This is a genomic window from Ottowia thiooxydans, assembly GCF_040548795.1.
GTDB classification, from domain to species: Bacteria; Pseudomonadota; Gammaproteobacteria; order Burkholderiales; family Burkholderiaceae_C; genus Ottowia; species Ottowia thiooxydans_A.
Genome location: NZ_JBEPSH010000014.1, coordinates 49,027 through 69,380, shown reverse-complemented (window position 1 = coordinate 69,380; position 20,354 = coordinate 49,027). Strand labels below are relative to the sequence as shown.

The 20,354-nt window shown below is 56.8% G+C and carries 12 protein-coding genes; 8 read left to right on the top strand and 4 right to left on the bottom strand.

Annotated elements, in window-relative coordinates; genetic code table 11:
• Positions 1–58 precede the first annotated feature (58 nt).
• The 4 genes from ABIE13_RS25725 to ABIE13_RS25710 all read left to right on the top strand — a co-directional run bounded on the left by ABIE13_RS25725 (position 59) and on the right by ABIE13_RS25710 (position 7,999).
• Positions 59–1,030: a hypothetical protein gene (locus ABIE13_RS25725; protein WP_354448851.1), complete on the top strand. Its 972-nt coding sequence runs from the start codon at positions 59–61 to the stop codon at positions 1,028–1,030.
• Between the two features lie 695 nt (positions 1,031–1,725).
• A complete protein-coding gene (locus tag ABIE13_RS25720) occupies positions 1,726–2,682 on the top strand; it encodes a Bug family tripartite tricarboxylate transporter substrate binding protein (RefSeq protein ID WP_354448849.1) in 957 nt (318 codons plus the stop codon).
• A gap of 51 nt (positions 2,683–2,733) precedes the next feature.
• A complete protein-coding gene (locus ABIE13_RS25715; protein WP_354448847.1) occupies positions 2,734–4,728 on the top strand; it encodes a peptidase U32 family protein in 1,995 nt (664 codons plus the stop codon).
• 577 nt (positions 4,729–5,305) lie between these two features.
• Positions 5,306–7,999, top strand: coding sequence for an ankyrin repeat domain-containing protein (locus tag ABIE13_RS25710; protein ID WP_354448845.1), 2,694 nt, complete (start codon positions 5,306–5,308; stop codon positions 7,997–7,999).
• Here ABIE13_RS25710 and ABIE13_RS25705 read toward each other — a convergent pair.
• Positions 7,996–8,973, bottom strand: a complete 978-nt coding sequence (locus ABIE13_RS25705; protein WP_354448843.1) for a LysR family transcriptional regulator — start codon at positions 8,971–8,973, stop codon at positions 7,996–7,998. The genes ABIE13_RS25710 and ABIE13_RS25705 overlap by 4 nt on opposite strands.
• Before the next feature lie 167 nt (positions 8,974–9,140).
• On the opposite strand from ABIE13_RS25705, the gene ABIE13_RS25700 reads away from it, so the two are divergent.
• Both ABIE13_RS25700 and ABIE13_RS25695 read left to right on the top strand, forming a co-directional pair.
• Entirely contained in the window at positions 9,141–10,286 is a 1,146-nt protein-coding gene (locus ABIE13_RS25700) for a M20 aminoacylase family protein (protein WP_354448923.1), read from the top strand.
• 84 nt (positions 10,287–10,370) lie between these two features.
• Positions 10,371–11,366 carry a Bug family tripartite tricarboxylate transporter substrate binding protein gene (locus ABIE13_RS25695; protein WP_354448841.1) on the top strand — a complete coding sequence of 332 codons (996 nt, stop codon included), beginning with the start codon at positions 10,371–10,373 and terminating at the stop codon, positions 11,364–11,366.
• A 57-nt stretch (positions 11,367–11,423) separates the two neighbouring features.
• Here the strand turns inward: ABIE13_RS25695 and folD are convergent, their stop codons facing one another.
• The 3 genes from folD to ABIE13_RS25680 all read right to left on the bottom strand — a co-directional run bounded on the left by folD (position 11,424) and on the right by ABIE13_RS25680 (position 15,711).
• Positions 11,424–12,278: a bifunctional methylenetetrahydrofolate dehydrogenase/methenyltetrahydrofolate cyclohydrolase FolD gene (gene folD / locus ABIE13_RS25690; RefSeq protein WP_354448839.1), complete on the bottom strand. Its 855-nt coding sequence runs from the start codon at positions 12,276–12,278 to the stop codon at positions 11,424–11,426.
• A 287-nt stretch (positions 12,279–12,565) separates the two neighbouring features.
• Positions 12,566–13,183, bottom strand: coding sequence for a response regulator transcription factor (locus ABIE13_RS25685; protein ID WP_354448838.1), 618 nt, complete (start codon positions 13,181–13,183; stop codon positions 12,566–12,568).
• A complete protein-coding gene (locus ABIE13_RS25680) occupies positions 13,180–15,711 on the bottom strand; it encodes a PAS domain-containing sensor histidine kinase (protein WP_436278486.1) in 2,532 nt (843 codons plus the stop codon). Before ABIE13_RS25680 ends, ABIE13_RS25685 begins: the two co-directional genes overlap by 4 nt.
• Positions 15,712–15,904: 193 nt before the next feature.
• Between ABIE13_RS25680 and aceE the strand changes: the two genes are divergently transcribed.
• Positions 15,905–18,622: a pyruvate dehydrogenase (acetyl-transferring), homodimeric type gene (gene aceE, locus ABIE13_RS25675; protein ID WP_354448834.1), complete on the top strand. Its 2,718-nt coding sequence runs from the start codon at positions 15,905–15,907 to the stop codon at positions 18,620–18,622.
• 13 nt (positions 18,623–18,635) lie between these two features.
• Positions 18,636–20,345, top strand: coding sequence for a dihydrolipoyllysine-residue acetyltransferase (gene aceF / locus ABIE13_RS25670; protein WP_354448832.1), 1,710 nt, complete (start codon positions 18,636–18,638; stop codon positions 20,343–20,345).
• The last annotated feature ends 9 nt before the right edge of the window (positions 20,346–20,354 follow it).

Sequence of the window (20,354 nt, the reverse complement as noted above, 5' to 3'; positions counted from 1 at the left end):
GAAACAGCGATTTTAGTTTGCCTCTTGCCGATTAAATTGCAAAGATCGTGAATTTTGTATGAGAAAATCTTTCGCCTTTGTTTTATTTTCTTTTCTAGTTGCTTATTTGTTTAGTGAAGTACCTTTGTTCGGGAGATCGAGCTTCCGAGAATCGGTGCAAGTCAACCAGCAATCGGGGATCTTGAGTTATACGGAATACGTACGCATAGGCGAGATGGCGCAGCCGAAGCTGAGTGAAGGAGTGTTGGAACTCCAGAGAGAGCCAGAACTTCGCTCGTTCATGAGGGATGCCTTAAATTCGCCGAGTAACCAACGCGTTCTTTATGAAATGGCGTTAAGAGCTCCCGAGTCCGGCGGACTTTTTTACGCGACCAGAATGACAATTAGGTGCATGGAGATCGCGCAGTTCACGGATTTGGGTACACAAGTCCAAACTCCACATAAAGCTGAAATGGATGGTGGGAAATACTTGTTAATGTCCCAGGCTGCAGAAAAGCTGAGGATGAAATGTTCTTCGTTTACTCCTGAAGAGATTTCAGAAGATCATATACTAACTGTTTTTGGTTCCGAATTTTCTAAAATTGACCCATTGATTTCAGCAATGAATGCACTTGGATCAAACTATAACTTCAACGATATGGAAACCATGAGGTCGCAAGTCGCTGAAATAGTTAAGCTGGGCGATCCTTTTCTGATCGATGATGTGGGTAAGAGAATGGTTCTGGCGAAAGATCCTGAGTCCGGTAAAATTGGTTATCAATTTTCTGGTAAATTTTATTTTCCGGAATCTGGCGAAGAAGTCGCTCGGGCAATTTATCTTCTCCCATGCGGGTTAGGCATGCAATGTGATCAGGATGAATTTAAATTGGCGATTAAATGCGCAGCCACTGGCGCATGCTACAGCGGCAGAATGGACTATGTCAGGCATGAATTAGCCAATAGGCCTGGCGCTTTTGATCGCACTATGGAGTTGTATCGAGAGATGGTTGAGGCGGTGAAATCTGGCGATGAAAAAAAATTCATGCACTAGTATGGGGATCGTTCTTTCGAACTTGGCACTTGAACCATAGTGGGTGGTAGGGGCGCTTCCCTTGGCAATAGGACTGGGTTTATTTTTACCGCACTGTTTTTGGGGGGCAGTTCTTTAGCCCTGGATCCGCCGGAATCCTGCTTGTGATCTTGATGTCTTCCTGCCGCCGCAATGCCAAGCTGGAGCTTGGCGCTCCCAGGAGGGAATGCAATTTCATGGCAGCCTAACTTGGCGATGCTCCAGTTCACTCTGAAGGGTGCCTTCAGCAGGTTCACGTCCCTGATTGGACATTGCTGGACTTTTGTGGGGCGTGTCGTTCGTCATCTTGACATTTCCCAAACCACAACCATACCCGCGCTTATATCGGGCACGGAACCTGCTTGGGGACTTCCAGGACGCGCAGGATCACATTGCCGCCTTTGCTTCCGCGATCGACTGGCGTTGGAGGAGGCGAGGTCTCTGCACTCGGTCAATAGCGCTTGATCGTTTTTATTTTATCTATATGCTTTCAGCAAATAAGCTGATCTATATGATACATACGGTGCGTTGAGTGTGCTGGGTATTTATTGGCTCGCACGACGTGATGTGTATGCATTCCAAGTGCGATGCGGCTTGAGTTTTTAATCGCCATGAATGCTCTTTGACTCAAATTCACGCCTTGTTAAGCAGTGATTTGGTTTTTATAAAGGTGCAAGATGATTCGACTCCTTTTGGTTGTCGCAGCTTTGTTTGGTGCGACCGGGGTGATGGCTCAGGATTTTCCAAACAAGTCCATCACCGTGGTGGTGCCCGTTCCTCCCGGGGGCGTTGTCGACCTGGCCGGGCGCTTGGCTGCAGAAGCGCTGGCAGGCGAGCTTAAATCCAGCGTCGTGGTCGACAACAAGGCGGGGGCCAGTGCCAATATTGGTGCAACCTATGTCGCGCAGGCCAAGCCTGACGGCTACACCTTGCTGGCCTCTTATTCGCTCTACCACGAGGTCAATCCGCTTTTATTCAACAACCTGAAATGGCGTCCTGAATCGTTTGTGCCCATCGGCCGGGTAGTGGTGACCCCTTCCGTGGTCGTCGTGCATCCTTCTTTGCCCGTTCATTCACTCAAGGAGTTTGTTGACTACGTCAAGAAAAACCCGGGTGCAGTGAGCTTTGCTTCACAGGGCACGGGCTCTGTTGCGCATCTTGGCAGTGAACTCCTCAAGCAAGATACCGGTATTGAGATGGTGCACGTGCCCTACAAAGGATCCGGCCCCGCCATGCAAGACCTGGTCGCTGGCCGCGTGCAGTTTTTCATCACTGCTCCACCCGCAGTCATGGGCTATGTGCAGCAAGGCCGGTTGCGTGCATTGGCCATCGCAGGGTCAGAGCGCCACCCCATGCTGCCTGAGGTGCCCACCTCGGTTGAACAGGGCTTTCCTAATTTCCAACTGAACCCCTGGGTAGGCCTCTTTGCCCCAGCGGACACGCCAGATGCGGTAGTACGCAAATTAGCCGCAGCGCTCGAGAAAGGCCTGACACAGCCGAAGGCGATCGAATCTGCCAAGGCAGCGGGGGCCAGTGTCAGCTTCCAGTCGCCTCAGGAGCTGGCCAAGACAGTGGCGCAGGGGCGCGCATACTGGGCCGCTCTTGTCAAGGCTGCGAATATCAAGATCGAGTAAGCATCAGGCAACTCTGGATGCTTCCAGGCAGAGTTGGGATAATCGGGGCAAATGCCCCACTCTCACGAACTCGAACTACTCGCTCCCGCTCGAGACGCCGATATAGGTATCGAAGCTATCCGCCATGGAGCAGATGCCGTCTATATTGGCGGCCCCGGTTTTGGCGCACGCGCTAGCGCTGGCAACTCGGTGGCTGATATTGCCCGGTTGACCAAGTACGCGCACCGCTTCAACTCGCGCATCTTCGTCACGTTGAACACGATATTGCGTGACGATGAGCTCGAAGGCGCTCGCCGCATGGCCTGGGACGTGTATGAGGCCGGCGCAGATGCCCTCATCATTCAGGACATGGGGCTCTTGGAGCTGGATCTCCCGCCCATACAGCTTCATGCCAGTACACAGACTGACATACGCACGCCCGAGAAGGCGCGTTTCCTGCAAGACGTCGGCTTTTCGCAGATCGTTCTGGCGCGGGAACTCTCGCTGGCCGAAATCGCCGGCGTTCGCGACACGCTCGATCCAGACCGCTGCACCATAGAGTTTTTTATTCACGGCGCACTCTGCGTCGCATTCAGCGGCCAGTGCTACATCAGCCACGCCCATACGGGGCGAAGTGCAAACCGGGGTGAATGCTCTCAGGCTTGTCGTCTGCCTTATCAGGTCCTGGACGCGCAGGGGCGCTTTGTCGCACACGATGCCCACGTGTTGTCCATGAAGGACAACAATCAAAGCTTGAATCTGGGGCCCCTGATTGATGCCGGAGTGCGAAGCTTCAAGATTGAAGGCCGTTATAAAGATATGGCCTATGTGAAGAACATCACAGCTCATTACAGGAAGCTTCTTGATGACATTCAAGACGAGCGTCCTGAATTGGCAAGGGCCTCCAGCGGACGGGTGAATTTGGGGTTCACACCGGACCCCCTGCAAAACTTCAACCGCGAATTCACTGACTATTTCGTGAATGGTCGCAAAGAGGATATTGGAGCGTTCGACACGCCCAAGAATCCGGGCCAACCGATTGGTTTTGTTTCCAGGGTGGCCGCGGACCACTTCGAGATGCATACCGATGAGCCGGGCCTGCGTTTGTCCAACGGCGATGGGCTTTGCTATTGGAACCAGCAAAAGGAACTGGTGGGCGCGCAGACGAACCGTGTGGAAAACATTAAGCAAGAGGGCGTTGATGGCCCCAGCAGCCTATGGCGCGTCTTTCCAAAAGACGCCATGTCTGCGCTTGAAGATCTTCGCAAAGGCACTGTCATTCACCGTAATCGCAGCATGGATTGGGTGCGCACGCTGGAGAAGAAATCTTCTGATCGCCGTATGGGCGTATGGGTGCATTTGAGTGAGTGCGATGGCGGCTTGCAACTGGCGCTGACGGACGAGGATGGCCACACCGGGCAATCTCGCGCGGAACTGGACTGGAGTGCGCCCAAGGATGAAGCAGGTGCGTCCTTGAAGCTGCGTGAATCTCTCAGCCGCCTGGGCGAGACGGATTTTGCGCCGTTCGACATTCAACTGGCTTTGTCCCGGCCCTGGTTCGTTCCTGCCAGCACCATGAACGCCTTGCGCCGGGAGGCCGTGGGCGCCCTGGAATCTGCGCGAGCCAAGGCATGGGAACGTCTGCCTCGTGCGCAGGCCGTCAGTCCGCCAGTGCCTTACCCGGACGACACACTGAGCTACCTCGCCAATGTGTTCAACCACAAGGCACACGACTTCTATTCCCGGCACGGCGTGAAGGTGATAGATGCCGCTTACGAGAGTCAGCAGGAAGAGGGCGAAGTCAGCCTCATGATCACCAAGCACTGCGTGCGTTTTTCCTTGAGCCTGTGTCCCAAGCAAGCCAAAGGGGTGATCGGTGTCAAGGGCACTATCAAGGCAGAACCGCTGCAGCTGGTCAATGGCAAGGAAAAGCTTACCTTGCGCTTCGACTGCAAGCCGTGCGAGATGCATGTGGTCGGCAAGATAAAGCGAGGCATTCTGGCTCATGGCGCGCGCGAGGCGGCGGAGCATTCGTTGGTGTTTTACAAGAAGTCCACAGCGAACTGACGGACCAACGCTAGTAGCCAAGGCTGGCCGGCTGGGGCCGTGCCGTCCCTCTCTGGGCACAAGGTGCCGGCCCAACCACCGCACCAGCCCCGCCTTGTTCTGAGTGCCTCCGAATCCCACGCGGGGCGCTTCGTATTCTCGCCCAGCCCCCCGACCGAGGGACAAATCCACTATCTGAGGCCAATCCAGGGCGCGCCACGGCCCGGCTGTGCCCCTCTTACCTCACCAGTGGCGGGTTGCGGTTCTGGAATATAGGTAAAATTACCTACTTGACTAGTTGAAACTAGGTCTTTTGTACCCTTAAAGATCTAGAAAAGCGTTGGTCGCGACTTGAAGACCCGGGTCGGGCCGCACCGCTTTCTCAGAGGACAACTCAGCCTGATCCCGCAGGACTTCCGTCAAAACGTCCGCATGCAGCGTGGGACGTTCGAGGATCCTGCGCCAACCACAGAGCTCTTGTACGAGTGAATGTGTGCGCACCTTGGCGGGTGCAGCCTTTGACTGCGCGTGAGTTTTTCAGATTCTGACATCCGGTTCTTTCCTCTATTTTTATCGATCCCTAGAGAAAACAATTTTTATGCAGCTCCCTGGTAAGACAGATTTCGAGTTTCCGTTTGCATTGGCGCGTGATTTCATGCAATACAAACAAGTGCCAATTTTTGATGTGTCAGAAGAAATTCCTGGTTTTGACGATGTTCAAGAGGACGTCAATTTGCATTTTGTTCTGGAGCGGAATGATAAGTGGAATTTGTTCAGGCTGCTTGAGAATTCTGGCGTTGATGTCAATTCGAAAAATAAAGAAGGTCTGACGCCATTGATTTTCTCGGTAATGTATAACAATGCAGATATTACCGAAATGCTATTGAATTCTGAAAAAAACAGATTAAGCGTAGATGCGCAAGATTCCAAGGGGAAGACTGCTTTGGTTTGTGCGGCGGAAAGGAACAACCTTCCAGCCCTGGGCCTGCTGCTGGAAAAAGGCGCAAACCGGGATATGGCAGACAGCTTTGGTGATACAGCGGTGACCTGGTCATGTCGCCTGGGGCATGCGTCAGTGCTGGAAAAATTACTGGCCCATGAAAAGTCCTCGCACACGCTCTCAAGCTTGCTGAACAACAAGAATATGGAGGGTCGGACCGCACTGATGCTGGCTGTCGAGGGGCGGCATACCAACGTAGTAAAAATGCTTTTGGAGGCGGGTGCAGACCCTCATGTACGAGGCCCCCGTGGAGTGTCCTTGCTGGACATTGCCCTTAACTCCAATGACGCGCAACTGGTCGAGTTGGTGGCTCAAGCAGTGGTGTCCAAAGATGAATCAGATGTGAATTCAATGCCCGGCCTTGTCGACAGACGCCTGATCAAACAGTGTATCCAGACAGATAAATGGGAGGGCTTGCTGACTCTCTCGAGGTTCGGGTTCAAGTTATACGATGATATTGAGAAAAATATTCTGAAGCGGCCCTTTCCGGAGTCGATAGCTTATAAGTATTCGAGTACAGGCGAAGACCCGCTGGATGTGCGGTTGCGAATTAATCCGCTGATACTTGCGCTGGATCTTAATCTGGTTGCTGCAGCGAAAATAATGGCGGTAGAGAAGCCAGAATGTGTGGTGTGGGTAAATGGAATTTATGAAGCCCCTATTATGGTGGCTTGTAAGATCGGAAATATTGATCTGATAAACCATTTGTTAGATAGGGGTGCGGATATTAATGGCGTAAATTGCCAGAAGGAAAGTTGCGCTTACTATGCGGCTCAAAATGGACAGATCGAAGTTGTCAAGCATTTAGCCGAGTTGGTTGATGATCAAAGTCGTGATTATTTTGTATGGAATTGTGTTAAAGGTGCAATCCAACATGAAAAGTCCGACTTGTTGGAATTTGTTTTGAGGGAGCTTGTGCTGACTGATTTGAATTCAGGCAGACCTGTGACTGGATTCAGTCAAGAGTCGCCACAGGGGTTCACAGCTCTTACTTTCGCCGTCAGTTTTGATAGAGTAGATGCTTTCCGGATGCTCCTGAGTTTTAGTAAGGAACTGCGGTTGTCCCCGAATTTATTGAGGGCCGCTGCACTAAATGCCGCTGGCAAAGGATATGTTGACATATTGGGCGTGCTCCTGGAATATTCCCGCCGAATAGCATCTATCCCTCAACTCGTACTTGAGCAGGCTATTTCTGCAGCGAGCATGAACCTTCACTGGGATGCATTGAATTTACTGCTTCAATCTGCTAAGTCCATCAATTACGACCTATTTGAACTCTGCTTCCGCGTTGCCGCTGATCACGGGCGGCTCGATGTGCTGACGAACTTGTTTGATCGTGGATCCTACCCTAACGAGCTGAGTAAATACCTTCGGTATTCTGTGGGAACTGGGCATGTGGAAGTGCTGGACTACTTTCTTCAAAAAGGGTGTAAGCGGAGTGTTGCTCTATCGGAGTTTGTCGAGGCAGCGGGTCGTGGTCACACGGAGATGGTGAATTTTCTTATTGCAGACGCGAGTGATGAAAAATTACAGTCTGCTCTTGTATCAGCTGCAAGGGAAGGGCACTGGGAGCTTGTGAATATTCTCAGCGCTAATGGCGCGAGCATCGACGAAGCATTGCCATATTTTGCGGTCATCGCGGGCGGTGGGCATGTCGAAATGCTTTCGATACTGTTCAGTCCAGATGTTTCTCTACAAGAGCGTGAGTCTGCAATGGTAGCGGCCGCTACAAACGGCCATGGGAGGGTTGTTCATTTTCTGCATGAAAATGGTGTCAGTTTGGATTGCATTAAGCCAAAATTCGACCATTTTGTATATTCAAATCATTTTGAGATCGTAAAAATACTGGTCGAATCGGGAACTGTCGTTGACCTTGATCAGCACTTGGTGACCGCAGCTTCCGCCGGGTACGGGGAGCTGGTCAGAATACTTATCGGACTCGAAACGAACCACTGGAGGATTGGAGAGGCATTGATTGCCTCGGCTGCATATGGTGATCTGGAAATGGTAGAACTCATTCTTGCGAATGAAGATTGGATGCGGGGCATTAAGCCGACGCAAATAGAGTCTGCCCTGAAGGAAGCTGCGAGCAGCGCCTATCATGAAAATAACGCCGCTGTGATCCAAATGCTCCTTCAACTTCAACCGAGGAGAAATTTTGTATTTGATGTTTATGAATCCGTTCAATCCCTGTATGAGTTGACTAACGCATCTGAGCCTCTTCAAAGAATTAAACACGCCATGAATGCGCTTGGCTCTTATCTGGGTTTCCTTCCGGAGCTCGAAGCCTAATAAGACGTCCAGGCAGAGCTATTCAGCAAGTCCACTGTGTGCAATACCCGTCGTAATTGAGCGTCCTGTGAGCTTTCCCAAGCGCTGACTTGGCGAAGGAAAAACTCGATAAACAAGCTTGCTGCATGGCTTGGAGCTTCATGGGCTCGGCGCACGAGCCCGACCACGTTGGTATTGAAACTCTCTTTGAGTTGAAGGGCCGCGAGGCTATGTCGAAGCTCGTCGGTTTCCACCAATGGCCAGGGGCAGAATGTGAGCATGTTCGTGCGCTTGACCAGCGTGAGCATCAAGGAAGCCGAATGCGCCAGGTGGATACGGTGCAACGGCTGCTCCAGGCCATGTTGCCGGAACAGGTTGTGCATCAGGGTAGGCTGCTCGCTGGGCGTAAAGTTAAGGATCCAGTCATCTTCCAGCAGTTCGGCGATCGACTGCGCTGCTACGCGAGGGTGGGTTCTACTGGCTGCCACTGTCATCTCATAGCTGAACAAGGGCAGCGCCTGCAGCCCGCGCATAGCGGAATCCGGTGCGATACGCCCAACCATCAAGTCCAGGCTGCCTTCTCGCAGGCGCGGGTAGGCCAGCGCGGAAAGACCGTCGAACATCTCCAACTGAACGTGCGGCAGCGCCTGGCGAAACAAGGGGACTGTGAGCGGAATCAGAGTTTGGGCCACCCAGGGCGTAATACCTATAGAAAGCCGCTGCGGAGTCGCTGAGTCGCGGTGGCGTGCCAGGGTCTCATCGGCCTGACGCAATTGCGCCAAGACGCGTTGTGCGTGCGACACCAGATCGAGCCCGGCCGGCGTGAGGCTGGCGCCACCTCCGTGCCGGGTCAGCAAGGCAATCTGCGCATGAGCCTCCAGCTCTCGCAGCCCTTGGGTCACCGTGGCTTGGGTGACCCCCAGCGTTCGCGCGGCCGCCCGGATGCTGCCCTCCGAAGCCACAACGGTCAAGTACCGAAGCTGATGAACTTTCATGCGCTTCATTATCCCTCGGTGAAAGGTAACGCCATTCTTTGAAAGGTATAGCCTGTCTATCGAATCATGCGGGCTGTTTCTAGACTGCGTGTCATATGACATTCACAATCGATCAAGCCGCAGCAGTGGACAAGGTGTTACCCGAAGTGGCCAGCACGGCCTCCGAGATGGTGGCTCTGCGCCACCAGATCCACTCTCACCCTGAATTGGCGTTCGAGGAATTCGACACCAGCAATCTGGTCGCCGAGCGCCTGAAGGCTTGGGGTTATGAGGTGCATCGTGGCCTGGGCGGCACTGGTGTGGTCGGTACCCTGAAACTGGGTCATGGACCACGCCGGCTGGGTATTCGCGCCGATATGGACGCGCTGCCTATCCAGGAAACCACAGGCCTGCCTTATGCCAGCCAGGTGCCGGGCAAAATGCACGCTTGCGGCCACGATGGCCATACCGCCATCCTGCTGGCAGCGGCGCGCTGCATCGCACAGGAGCGCGCGTTCGATGGCACCTTGCACCTGATCTTCCAACCCGCAGAAGAGGGCCTGGGTGGCGGGCGCCGGATGGTGGAAGACGGTCTGTTCGATCAGTTTCCGTGCGATGCCATCTTTGCGTTGCACAACATGCCTGGCTTTCCCGTGGGTAAGTTTGGCTTCAAGGAAGGCCCGTTCATGGCCTCTTCTGATTCCGTCACCGTCACGGTACATGGCCGTGGCGGGCATGGTTCTTCTCCACACCTGGCGGCTGATCCCGTTGTTGCGGCGGCGCACATCATTGTGGCGTTGCAGACCATTGTGTCGCGCAACGTGGATCCACGCGACATGGCTGTGGTGTCGGTCGGGGCGATTCACGGCGGTGATGCGCCCAATGTCATACCTGGTAGCGTGCTGATGCGCTTGACTGTCCGCGCTTACCGGCCAGAAATTCGGGCCATGTTACGTGAGCGCATCACAGCCTTGGTGCAATCGCAGGCCACCACGTTAGGCGTGACCGCTGAAGTGGACTACCACTGGCGCTATCCCGCTCTCGTCAACGATGTGGCTTCCACCGAGTTTGCTCGCCAGGTGGCCCTGGATTGGCTGGGTGAAGAAGGCTTGCTCCCGCCTTTGCAGCCGCTGACGGGGAGCGAAGACTTTTCCTTCATGCTGGAGCATTGTCCAGGCAGCTATCTGATTGTGGGCAATGGCGAGGGCGATCATCACGCCACGGGTGGCTGCATGGTCCACAACCCCGGCTATGACTTCAATGACGCCATCTTGCCTGTAGCCGCCAGCTACTGGGTGCAACTGGCGCGGCGATTCCTCGTATCTCCTGCCTGAGCAGGCTGACTTCCAGCGTTGGCCGTTTCTGGCGCTCTCGTCGTTCCTGGCGCTTTTTTCCAACTCTCACCTCAAACCCACACCATGACCACTCGCCGACTTTCTTCCTTTTCTCGCCGTCTGGTGCTGGCTGCGTGCGGCACAGCGGCCGTAGCGTTCGCGGTCCCCGCATGGGCCCAGGCAACGTATCCGTCCAAACCAGTCAAGCTGGTGGTGGGCTACGCGCCTGGTGGCTCGGTGGATATGGCCGCACGCGTGGTGGCTGACATCCTGACGGCCAAGCTGGGCGGCGCGGTAGTGGTCGACAACGCGCCCGGCGCGGCAGGCGTGCTGGCTGCCCAACGAGTGGTGAGCAGCCCTGCAGATGGCTACACACTGCTGGTAGGTTCAAGCAACGAAATGGCGGCCACTGGCCTGGTAAACCCGGCGCAAAAGTACAACGCGCTTGTGGACCTGACGCCCTTGGGTCTGGTGGCGACGGCACCCGTGATGCTAGTGGCTGGGCCCAAGGTCCCCGTCAAGAATGTCGATGAATTCATCGCCTTGGTCAAACGCAATCCGGGCAAGTACAGCTACGGTAGTTCGGGTGTCGGCTCCACCTTGCATTTTGCGGGCGAACTCATCAAGCAGCGTGCGGGGGTCTTCATGACCCATATCCCTTACCGCGGAACTGCGGCTCTGACCACCGACCTGGTGGGCGGCTCGCTGGATTTCGCCATCATCTCTCCAACTGCCGCCGCGCCCTTCATCAAGTCCAACCGAATAACAGCATTGGGTTTGACTTCAGCCAAGCGCTTTCCCACGCTGCCGCAGGTCCCTGCCTTGGGTGAAAACGCGCAGTTGAAAGGCTATGAGTTGACCGGTTGGTTTGCTTTGGCAGCGCCCAAAGGTTTGCCACCCGAAATTGCACAAAAGCTGAGCGCGGCGCTCAAGGCGGGCCTGGCGGAGCCAGCTTACCAGCGCCGCCTGGAGGAGGGCGGCTCCATTCCGGCGACCGGCCAGGAAGATCTCACGCGCATCATGCGCGAAGACACCAACAAATACCTTGGATTGGTGAAGTTCGCGAACATGCGTGACTGAGATAGCGCCGCGCGAGGCGGCGCAGACGAAGCGCAGCGAATTTAGTGTTAACGCGCCCTAATGGGCGGCTACGCGCTCGGCCGCTTCCAGGGTATTGACCAGCAGCATGGTGACGGTCATGGGGCCCACACCACCCGGCACCGGGGTGATCCAGCCGGCCACCTCTTTCACGTTGGCAAAGTCCACGTCGCCGCAGAGTTTGCCCTGGTCATTGCGGTTCATGCCCACATCGATCACCACCGCACCGGGTTTGACCATGTCGGCCGTGAGGGTGTCTCGCCGACCCACTGCGGCCACGATCACATCGGCTTGCAGTGTGTGGGCCTTCAGGTTTTGCGTGGCGCTATGGCAGATGGTGACCGTGGCGTTTTTTTGCAGGAGCATCAACGCCATGGGTTTGCCCACGTTGTTGCTGCGCCCAATCACCACCGCATGTTTTCCGCGCAAATCGATGCCGGTGCTCTCCAGCAGCTTGATGCATCCATAAGGTGTGCACGACCAAAAGCCTGGCGTCCCCGTCATCAGGGCACCTGCACTGGCCACATGAAAACCGTCCACGTCCTTGGCGGGCGAAATGGACTCAATGACCTTGTGCGCATCAATGTGCGCAGGCAGCGGCAGTTGCACCAGAATGCCGTGGATGGAAGGATCCTGATTGAGCGCTTCTACCCGAGCCAGCAGCGCGGCTTCGGTCAGATCGGTCTCATACCTCTCCAGCACCGAGTGCAGGCCTGCTTCTTCACAAGCTTGCACCTTCTTGCCCACATAAACCTTGCTGGCCGGATCTTCCCCAACCAGAATCACCGCCAGCCCCGGCGTAATGCCCTTGCCCTTCAAAGCCGTAACGCGTTGCGCCACCTCGGTACGCAATTGCTTGGCAACCGCGTTGCCATCGATGATCTGTGCAGTCATGGTTCGTCTCTCCAAATGCCAATTGAAAACGCCCGAAAGTCCATGACCCGGGCGTAAAAAATTCTTCCCACTATCCACCCTATCCCGTCCCCATCCAAGCCGCATTCAGCGCCCTTTGTTCACTTGGTTAAGTAGGAACGCAATTGACCAGTGGGTATGTGAATTGTGCCGCAAGGCCAAATGGCCGCGGAGCAGGCCATGCACGGGCCACCGCGGAGCTGGCTCCGCCAGGCCGCCAGTGGCGTCCCCCCCGGGGGGGAAGGCGCCGAAGGCGACTCAGGGGGGGCTCAAGACTTCCCCGCCAGGGCAATCTTGAGCAAGTCCGCGACAGTATTGGCGCCCAACTTCTCCATGATGTTGGCGCGATGCGCTTCCACGGTCTTGATGCTGATGCCAAGATCATCCGCGATCTGCTTGTTCAGGCGGCCTGCGACGATACGCTCGAGCACCTGGGCTTCGCGTCCGGTGAGCTTGGAAAGCAAGGCATCCCGGCTGGCCGCTTGCTGGTGCTCGGCAAAAGCCGCGCGGGCTTGTTCCAGCATGCGCTCAACCAGCGGCACCAGCTTGTCTTCCTTGAAGGGCTTCTGGATGAAATCCATGGCACCTTTTTTCATGGTGTCCACCGCCATGGGCACGTCGCCGTGCCCGGTGATGAATGCCACGGGCAGGGGGGACTGCCTTTCCATGAGGCGGTCTTGCAACTCCAGGCCGCTCATGCCTCCCATGCGAATGTCCACGATCAGGCAGGCAATTTCACGCGGGTCATAGCGTGAAAGAAATGCTTCTGCCGATTCAAAGCAGCGCACTCGAAAATCCTGACCTTCCAGCAGCCATTGCACGGAATCTCGTACGGCCTCATCGTCATCGACAACGTATACCGTTCCTCGCTTCGGAATAAGGTTCATGCAATAGTCTTGTTGTTAGTGCCTGCTTCAGGCGTGCCTTGAATCGAACTGACCGGAATCCAGAAGGTGAACCGGCAGCCCACGGGTTGACCAGAATTGTAGAGGTTCTCGGCACTGATCCTGCCTTGATGCGACTCCACGATAGACCGGCAGAGGTTAAGGCCTATGCCCAGGCCTTCACTTTTGGTGGAGAAAAATGCTTCGTATAGCCGTGCAAGAGCCTCAGCCGACAGGCCTCGCCCCGAGTCAGTGACGCTGAACTGTACGGCTTGTTGCCCATCGACCACGCAAGGCACCACGCGCAGTTCCACCAGCCTGTTGACTGGAGCGCGGTGCGCGGCGTCGACAGATTCAGCGCCGTTCTTGATCAGGTTCAGAAGGACTTGTTCGATCAGAATCGGATCCACATTGAGCGGGGGCAGGCGAGGCGCAATCTGCCGAGTCAGCCTGACCTGGCGGCGGCGCATCTCTATCTCAGCCAACTCAATGACCTGGTCGATCATGGGCGGCACTTCTGCCAGCTGGCGCCGGGGCTCGCTGCGTTTGACGAAGCTTCGGATGTGCTGCACCACTTGCCCTGCGCGCTGGGCCTGCCGTGCGGTCTTGTCCAGTGCATTCAACAGGTCCTGCTCCGCAATGCCGCCGCCGCGAATGCGCGAGATCATCCCGGTGCAATAGTTGCTGATGGCAGTCAGAGGTTGGTTCAGCTCGTGGGCCACACTGGAGGCCATTTCGCCCATGGTGATCAGGCGACTGGCCGATTGGGCGCGTTCGGCCTGTGCGGCCGCCTGTTCCTCTGCCTGGCGGCGCACTGTAATGTCCGTGGCAATGACCATCTGGGCCAAACGGCCGTCCACCCAATTGAGGTAGCGTGAACGAACCTCCAGCCACTTGCCTAGCCGCTCCATGTAGATTTCTGCATGCTCGGCGACGGCGGAGCTTGTCAGGTTGTGAAGCGGGAACCCGGCAAAGGAATCCACCGCATCCATGCTTTCGTCGGAGACAGGCGTCTCGGCACTGCCGCCACGCACCACCAGTTTGAGATGCCCTTCCGTTGTCGTGCCGAACCACTGCCTATAGAGCTTGTTGGCAAACAGCAATTCCTCGCTGCCAAGGGGCGCCACGGACACGGATGCATCCAGCGCCTCCAGTACGGTGGTAAAGCGCTCGTAGGAGGCAGAGAGCTGGCGCCGGACTCTGTTGGGTTCGGTGATGTCCGTCATGGACGCCATCCAGCCACCGTGCTTACCGGTCGCATCTACCAGGGGAGAGACGTAGAGGCGGGCATCGAACTTCGTGCCGTCCTTGCGCAATACGCGCATCTGAAAGCCCGCTGTGTCAGACGCGCCTTCCAATTCCTCTTCCAGACGTGCGGCCAGCGTGTCCCGGTCTTCGTAGGGCCAGTATGAGAAAGGCTGGGACTGGCCTATAAGTTCGTCCTCGCTCCAGCCTGTCATCTGGCAGAAGGCAGGATTGACGTAGATGATGCGCCCCTGCAAATCGAGCGCGCGCATGCCTGTCAACATGGAGTTTTCCATGGCGCGGCGAAAGCTCGTCTCGGACTGCAGCGCCATTTGAGCCTGTTGGCGCCGCTGCGACTGGCGCCAATTGGCGATCAACATCCAGGTGGTCATGGACGCCAGGACTGCCACCAGCCAGAACAGCGTGCCCCCGACGACGCCCTGTGAGGTACGCCAGGCCTGAGCCCGCAGCACCAGTCCATTGCCCACGGGGGACACGGGAATTTCGTACTCATTGACCTTGCCCGTCCAGGGGAGGCTTTCGGACAGCCCTGGCCGATCAGGAATGCTCTGGCCCGCCAGGAGCGCCGCTTTATCGTCGAGCAAGGCGACCGCATATTTGGCCAACACCTCTGAAGGCACGCCATATCGAAGCAAGCCATCGACGCTGTACTCAGCCAGCAACTCGCCCGAGAATTTTCCGCGCAAGGTGAGCGGTACATGCAATTGCAATATGGCTTCGCTGTCCTTGGGGGTGATGGGCTGTGAATACACCGGCTGGAGCAGGTCGCGCGCAAGTCCATAGCCTGCCTCGGCTTCACCTGCTTTGAGTACATCACCGTCCATCCAGTCGCGCTGCGCCGATACGCTGACAGAGGCTTGGGTGGCTATGACCCTGCGGCGGTCATCAATCCAGCTCACCGAAAGCAATTCTGGATTTTGAGCGACCAGCGACTCCGCCCGGATAAGGAAGTGGGGGGCGCTCAATTCGCGGTTGGAAACATCGCGCGCAAGCCGCATGAGTTGCTCCTGCCGCTCCAGAAGGCGCAAGCGCAGGCGCTGCTGACCGTATTCCACGTCTCGCTTGACCGCTTCCTGCTCGCGGTGCATCTCTTCCAGGCGCAGGTACCAAAACGCAGTGGCGATGACCGCGAGGAACAGCACGACGGCTGCCAGTGGTGCGAAGTGAATCAGCCGTTCACGGCCTTGCGATGACATGAGGCTCCACCATGCTGGCGAGGCCGAAGAACTGTTTTCGCTGGCGACGGATGAGGATGGGGACTGCATGGCCCCCGGAGTGTAGGTCACAAGCCTGGCATCAGTGGTTGCCAGTCATGTGTTATCGGTTTCTTGGGCAGGATTAGTAATTTATATTTCTTAATATGAAATCAATGGTCATGACTTGAAAAATGAATGTGTTTGTGGGAGGATCGAAACTTCGTACACAATGGGCGTTAAGCCATAACGAGGAGACGACGAGATGTCCGCAGAACCCAATTCATCCGGTAATGCTTCGCCTACCGACGCCGACACACAGGAAACCCGTGAATGGACGGACGCGCTGTCGGCTGTCATTGAATCTCAAGGCCCAGAGCGCGCTCACTTTCTGATCGAGCAGCTGCTTGAAACTGCTCGCCAGAACAGCATTGACCTGCCGTTCTCGGCCACCACCGGTTACGTGAACACCATTGAGCCCATGCATGAGGCGCGTTGCCCCGGCAATATCGCGCTCGAAAAGCGCCTGCGCGCGTTCATGCGCTGGAACGCCATGGCGATGGTGGTGCGTGCCAACCGTCTCCATCCCGAAGACGGTGGGGACCTGGGTGGTCACATTGGCTCGTTTGCCTCTCTGGCCAGCATGTGGGGCGCCGGCTTCAACCATTTCTGGCATGCAGAGAATGAAGGCCATGGTGGTGATTGCCTCTATATCCAGGGGCACAGCGCACCAGGCATCTATGCCCGCGCGTTCCTGGAGGGCCGAATCACGGAAGATCAGCTTGAGAATTTCCGTCAGGAAGTGGGTGGCAAGGGCCTATCGAGCTACCCTCATCCCAAGCTCATGCCCGGTTTCTGGCAATTTCCTACGGTCAGCATGGGCCTTGGCCCGCTGATGGCCATCTACCAGGCCCGCTTCCTGAAATATCTGCACGCCCGTGGCATTGCAGATACATCCAACCGCAAAGTCTGGGTGTTCCTGGGTGACGGTGAGATGGATGAGCCCGAGAGCACGGGTGCCATCAGTCTCGCAGCGCGCGAAAACCTGGACAACCTGATCTTCGTCATCAACTGCAACCTGCAGCGCCTGGACGGCCCCGTGCGTGGCAACGGCAAGATCATTCAGGAACTTGAAGGCGATTTCCGCGGCACTGGCTGGAACGTCATCAAGCTGATCTGGGGCAAGGGCTGGGACGAACTCCTGGCGCGGGACAAATCCGGCAAGCTGCGTCAGTTGATGATGGAAACGGTGGATGGCGACTACCAAGCCATGAAAGCCAACGACGGTGCTTTCGTGCGCAAGCATTTCTTCGGCAAGTACCCCGAGACTGCCAAGCTCGTGGAGCACATGTCCGACGAGGAAATCTTTGATCTGCGCCGTGGTGGACATGACCCTGAAAAGGTCTATGCAGCCTTCCATGCGGCTCATACTCATAAGGGCCAGCCTACTGTTCTGCTGGTCAAAACGGTCAAGGGCTACGGCATGGGCAAGGCCGGTGAAGGCCTCAATACCGTGCACCAGACCAAGAAGCTCTCGGACGAAGATATTCGCTACATCCGCGACCGTTTCAACATTCCGGTGCCGGACAGCGAACTGGACAAGCTGCCCTACTACAAGCCGGCGGACGATACGCCGGAAATGAAGTACCTGCACGAGCGCCGCAAAGCGCTTGGGGGTTATTTGCCTCACCGCCGGGAACGCTCCGATGAGAGCTTCACCATTCCTTCGCTGGATACCTTCAAGGCCGTGCTCGAACCCACGGCAGAAGGCCGCGAAATCAGCACGACTCAGGCATTCGTTCGCTTTCTGACGCAACTGCTGCGCGACAAGGCCTTTGGTCCTCGCGTAGTGCCCATCCTGGTGGATGAGGCGCGCACTTTCGGCATGGAAGGCCTGTTCCGCCAGATTGGCATCTACAACCCCAAGGGTCAGAACTACACGCCGGTCGACAAGGCCCAGGTGATGTACTACAAGGAAGCCACGGACGGACAGATCCTGCAAGAGGGCATCAACGAGCCTGGCGGCATTGCCAGCTGGATTGCAGCTGCCACGAGCTACAGCACAAGCAACCGCATCATGATGCCGTTCTATGTGTACTACTCCATGTTCGGTTTCCAGCGTGTGGGCGATCTGGCGTGGGCAGCCGGCGACATGCAGGCTCGCGGCTTCCTGCTGGGCGGCACCAGCGGACGCACCACGCTGAATGGTGAAGGCCTGCAGCACGAAGACGGTCACAGCCATATCCTGGCCAGCACCATTCCTAACTGCGTGACTTATGACCCCACCTTCGCGCACGAAGTGGCCGTCATCATCCACCACGGCTTGAAGCGAATGGTCGAGAAGCAGGACAACGTCTTTTATTACCTGACGCTGCTGAACGAAAACTACGCCATGCCGGGCCTGGCCGAAGGCACCGAGGATCAGATCATCAAGGGCATGTACATGTGCAAGCCCGCGCAGGCCGCCGTCGCTGCCAATGCGCCTCGCGTTCAGTTGCTGGGCTCTGGCTCCATCCTGCGCGAAAGCATTGCTGCACAAGAGCTGCTGCAAAAGGACTGGGGCGTTGCTGCCGACGTCTGGAGCTGCCCAAGCTTCAACGAACTCGCCCGCGATGGCCAGGACGTTGAGCGCTGGAACCTGTTGCACCCGACCGAAGAGCAACGCAGCTCATTCGTCACCCAGCAGCTGGAACCTCATGCGGGCCCGGTCATCGCTTCGACCGACTACATGAAGAACTATACCGAGCAGATCCGTCCGTTCATTCCCAAGGGCCGTACCTACAAAGTCCTGGGCACTGACGGCTTTGGCCGCAGCGATTTCCGCTACCGTCTGCGCGAGCACTTCGAGGTCAATCGCCACTACATCACCGTTTCAGCGCTGCGCGCGCTGGCCGATGAAGGCAAGGTGCCGATGGACAACGTGGTGGCTGCCATCAAGCAGTACGGCATCCAGGCCGACAAGATCAACCCGCTGTACGCGTAATTAGGGGGCGAACATGGCATTAGTGGAAGTCAAAGTCCCTGATATTGGTGACATCAGCGAAGTGGCCGTCATTGAGTTGCTGGTCAAACCGGGCGATACGGTCAAGGCTGAGCAATCGCTGATTACCGTCGAAAGCGACAAAGCTTCGATGGAGATCCCATCCAGTACCGCTGGTGTGGTGAAAGAACTGAAGGTCAAGTTGGGCGACAAAGTCTCGGAAGGCTCCGTCGTGCTGGTCCTTGAGGCAGAAGGCAGCGGCGAAAGCGAGGCACCTGCGCCTGCGCCCGCACCTGCTGCCCAGGCGCCAAGCCCCGCGCCTGCTGCGCAGACACAAGCCCCGGCCCCGGCTGCCTCAGAGCCTAGCGCTCCTGCGACAAGCCCCAGTGGCCCGGTGGAAGTCCATGTGCCCGACATCGGTGACTTCAAGGATGTCGCTGTGATTGAGGTTCTGGTCAAGCCTGGTGACACCGTGAAGGTCGAGCAAAGCCTGATCACGGTGGAGTCCGACAAGGCTTCCATGGAGATCCCCTCCAGCACGGCTGGTGTGGTCAAAGAGGTCAAGGTCAAGCTGGGCGACAAAGTCAACATTGGCGATCTGCTCCTGATTCTCGAAGGTGCTGCAGCGTCCGCTTCATCTGCCGCTCCCGCGCCATCGGCGCAGGCACCCGCAGCAGCAGCGCAGACTCCTGCTCCCTCTTCCGTGGCGGGAGAGGGTAGGGGTGAGGGCCAGCCTGCCAAGGGCGAGGCCAGCGCAGCCCCGCACGACCCCACCAAACCACCGATAGGCCTGCCTTACGCCAGCCCCAGCGTGCGCAAGTTCGCTCGAGAACTCGGCGTGCCACTGGAAGAAGTCAAGGGCAGCGGTATCAAAGGCCGCATCACGCAGGAAGACATCCAAGGCTTTACCAAAGCCGTCATGGCCGGTAGCACGCGTACCAAAGCACAAGGCGCCGCTGCGCCCGCAGCGGGCGGAGGCACCGGTGGGGGCGAGCTGGGCCTCATCCCATGGCCTAAAGTCGATTTCGCCAAGTTTGGTCCCATTGAGCGCAAGGAGATGTCGCGCATCAAGAAGATCAGCGGCGCCAATCTGCTTCGCAATGCGGTCATGATTCCCGCCGTCACCAACCATGACGACGCAGACATCACGGATCTCGAAGCCTTCCGCGTGTCCACCAACAAGGAAAACGAGAAGAGCGGCGTCAAGGTCACCATGCTCGCTTTCCTGATCAAGGCCTGTGTCTCGGCACTGAAGAAGTTTCCAGAGTTCAACAGCTCTCTGGATGGCGACGCCCTGATCTACAAGAACTTCTGGCACATCGGCTTTGCCGCCGATACCCCCAATGGCTTGGTGGTGCCCGTGATCAAGAATGCCGACCAAAAAGGTGTTCTGCAAATCAGCCAGGAAATGGGCGAGCTGGCCAAGAAGGCCCGCGATGGCAAACTGGGCCCCGCCGACATGAGTGGCGCCACGTTCACCATCAGCAGCCTGGGCGGCATTGGCGGACGTTACTTCACGCCCATCATCAATGCGCCTGAAGTTGCCATTCTGGGCGTGTGCCGCTCCACCACAGAGCCTGTGTGGGATGGCAAGCAGTTCCAGCCACGCCTCATGCTGCCTTTGTCTCTCACCTGGGATCACCGCGTGATCGACGGCGCCGCGGCTGCGCGCTTTAATGCCTATCTGGGCCAGATCCTTGGCGACTTCCGTCGCGTGCTGTTGTAAGGAAACCAG

Bases quoted from the DNA above. Each gene is read 5' to 3' on its own strand.
- ABIE13_RS25725 (WP_354448851.1), top strand. From the start codon at position 59: ATGAGAAAATCTTTCGCCTTTGTTTTATTTTCTTTTCTAGTTGCTTAT.
- ABIE13_RS25720 (WP_354448849.1), top strand. From the start codon at position 1,726: ATGATTCGACTCCTTTTGGTTGTCGCAGCTTTGTTTGGTGCGACCGGG.
- ABIE13_RS25715 (WP_354448847.1), top strand. From the start codon at position 2,734: ATGCCCCACTCTCACGAACTCGAACTACTCGCTCCCGCTCGAGACGCC.
- ABIE13_RS25710 (WP_354448845.1), top strand. From the start codon at position 5,306: ATGCAGCTCCCTGGTAAGACAGATTTCGAGTTTCCGTTTGCATTGGCG.
- ABIE13_RS25705 (WP_354448843.1), bottom strand. From the start codon at position 8,973: ATGAAAGTTCATCAGCTTCGGTACTTGACCGTTGTGGCTTCGGAGGGC.
- ABIE13_RS25700 (WP_354448923.1), top strand. From the start codon at position 9,141: ATGGTGGCTCTGCGCCACCAGATCCACTCTCACCCTGAATTGGCGTTC.
- ABIE13_RS25695 (WP_354448841.1), top strand. From the start codon at position 10,371: ATGACCACTCGCCGACTTTCTTCCTTTTCTCGCCGTCTGGTGCTGGCT.
- folD (WP_354448839.1), bottom strand. From the start codon at position 12,278: ATGACTGCACAGATCATCGATGGCAACGCGGTTGCCAAGCAATTGCGT.
- ABIE13_RS25685 (WP_354448838.1), bottom strand. From the start codon at position 13,183: ATGAACCTTATTCCGAAGCGAGGAACGGTATACGTTGTCGATGACGAT.
- ABIE13_RS25680 (WP_436278486.1), bottom strand. From the start codon at position 15,711: ATGCAGTCCCCATCCTCATCCGTCGCCAGCGAAAACAGTTCTTCGGCC.
- aceE (WP_354448834.1), top strand. From the start codon at position 15,905: ATGTCCGCAGAACCCAATTCATCCGGTAATGCTTCGCCTACCGACGCC.
- aceF (WP_354448832.1), top strand. From the start codon at position 18,636: ATGGCATTAGTGGAAGTCAAAGTCCCTGATATTGGTGACATCAGCGAA.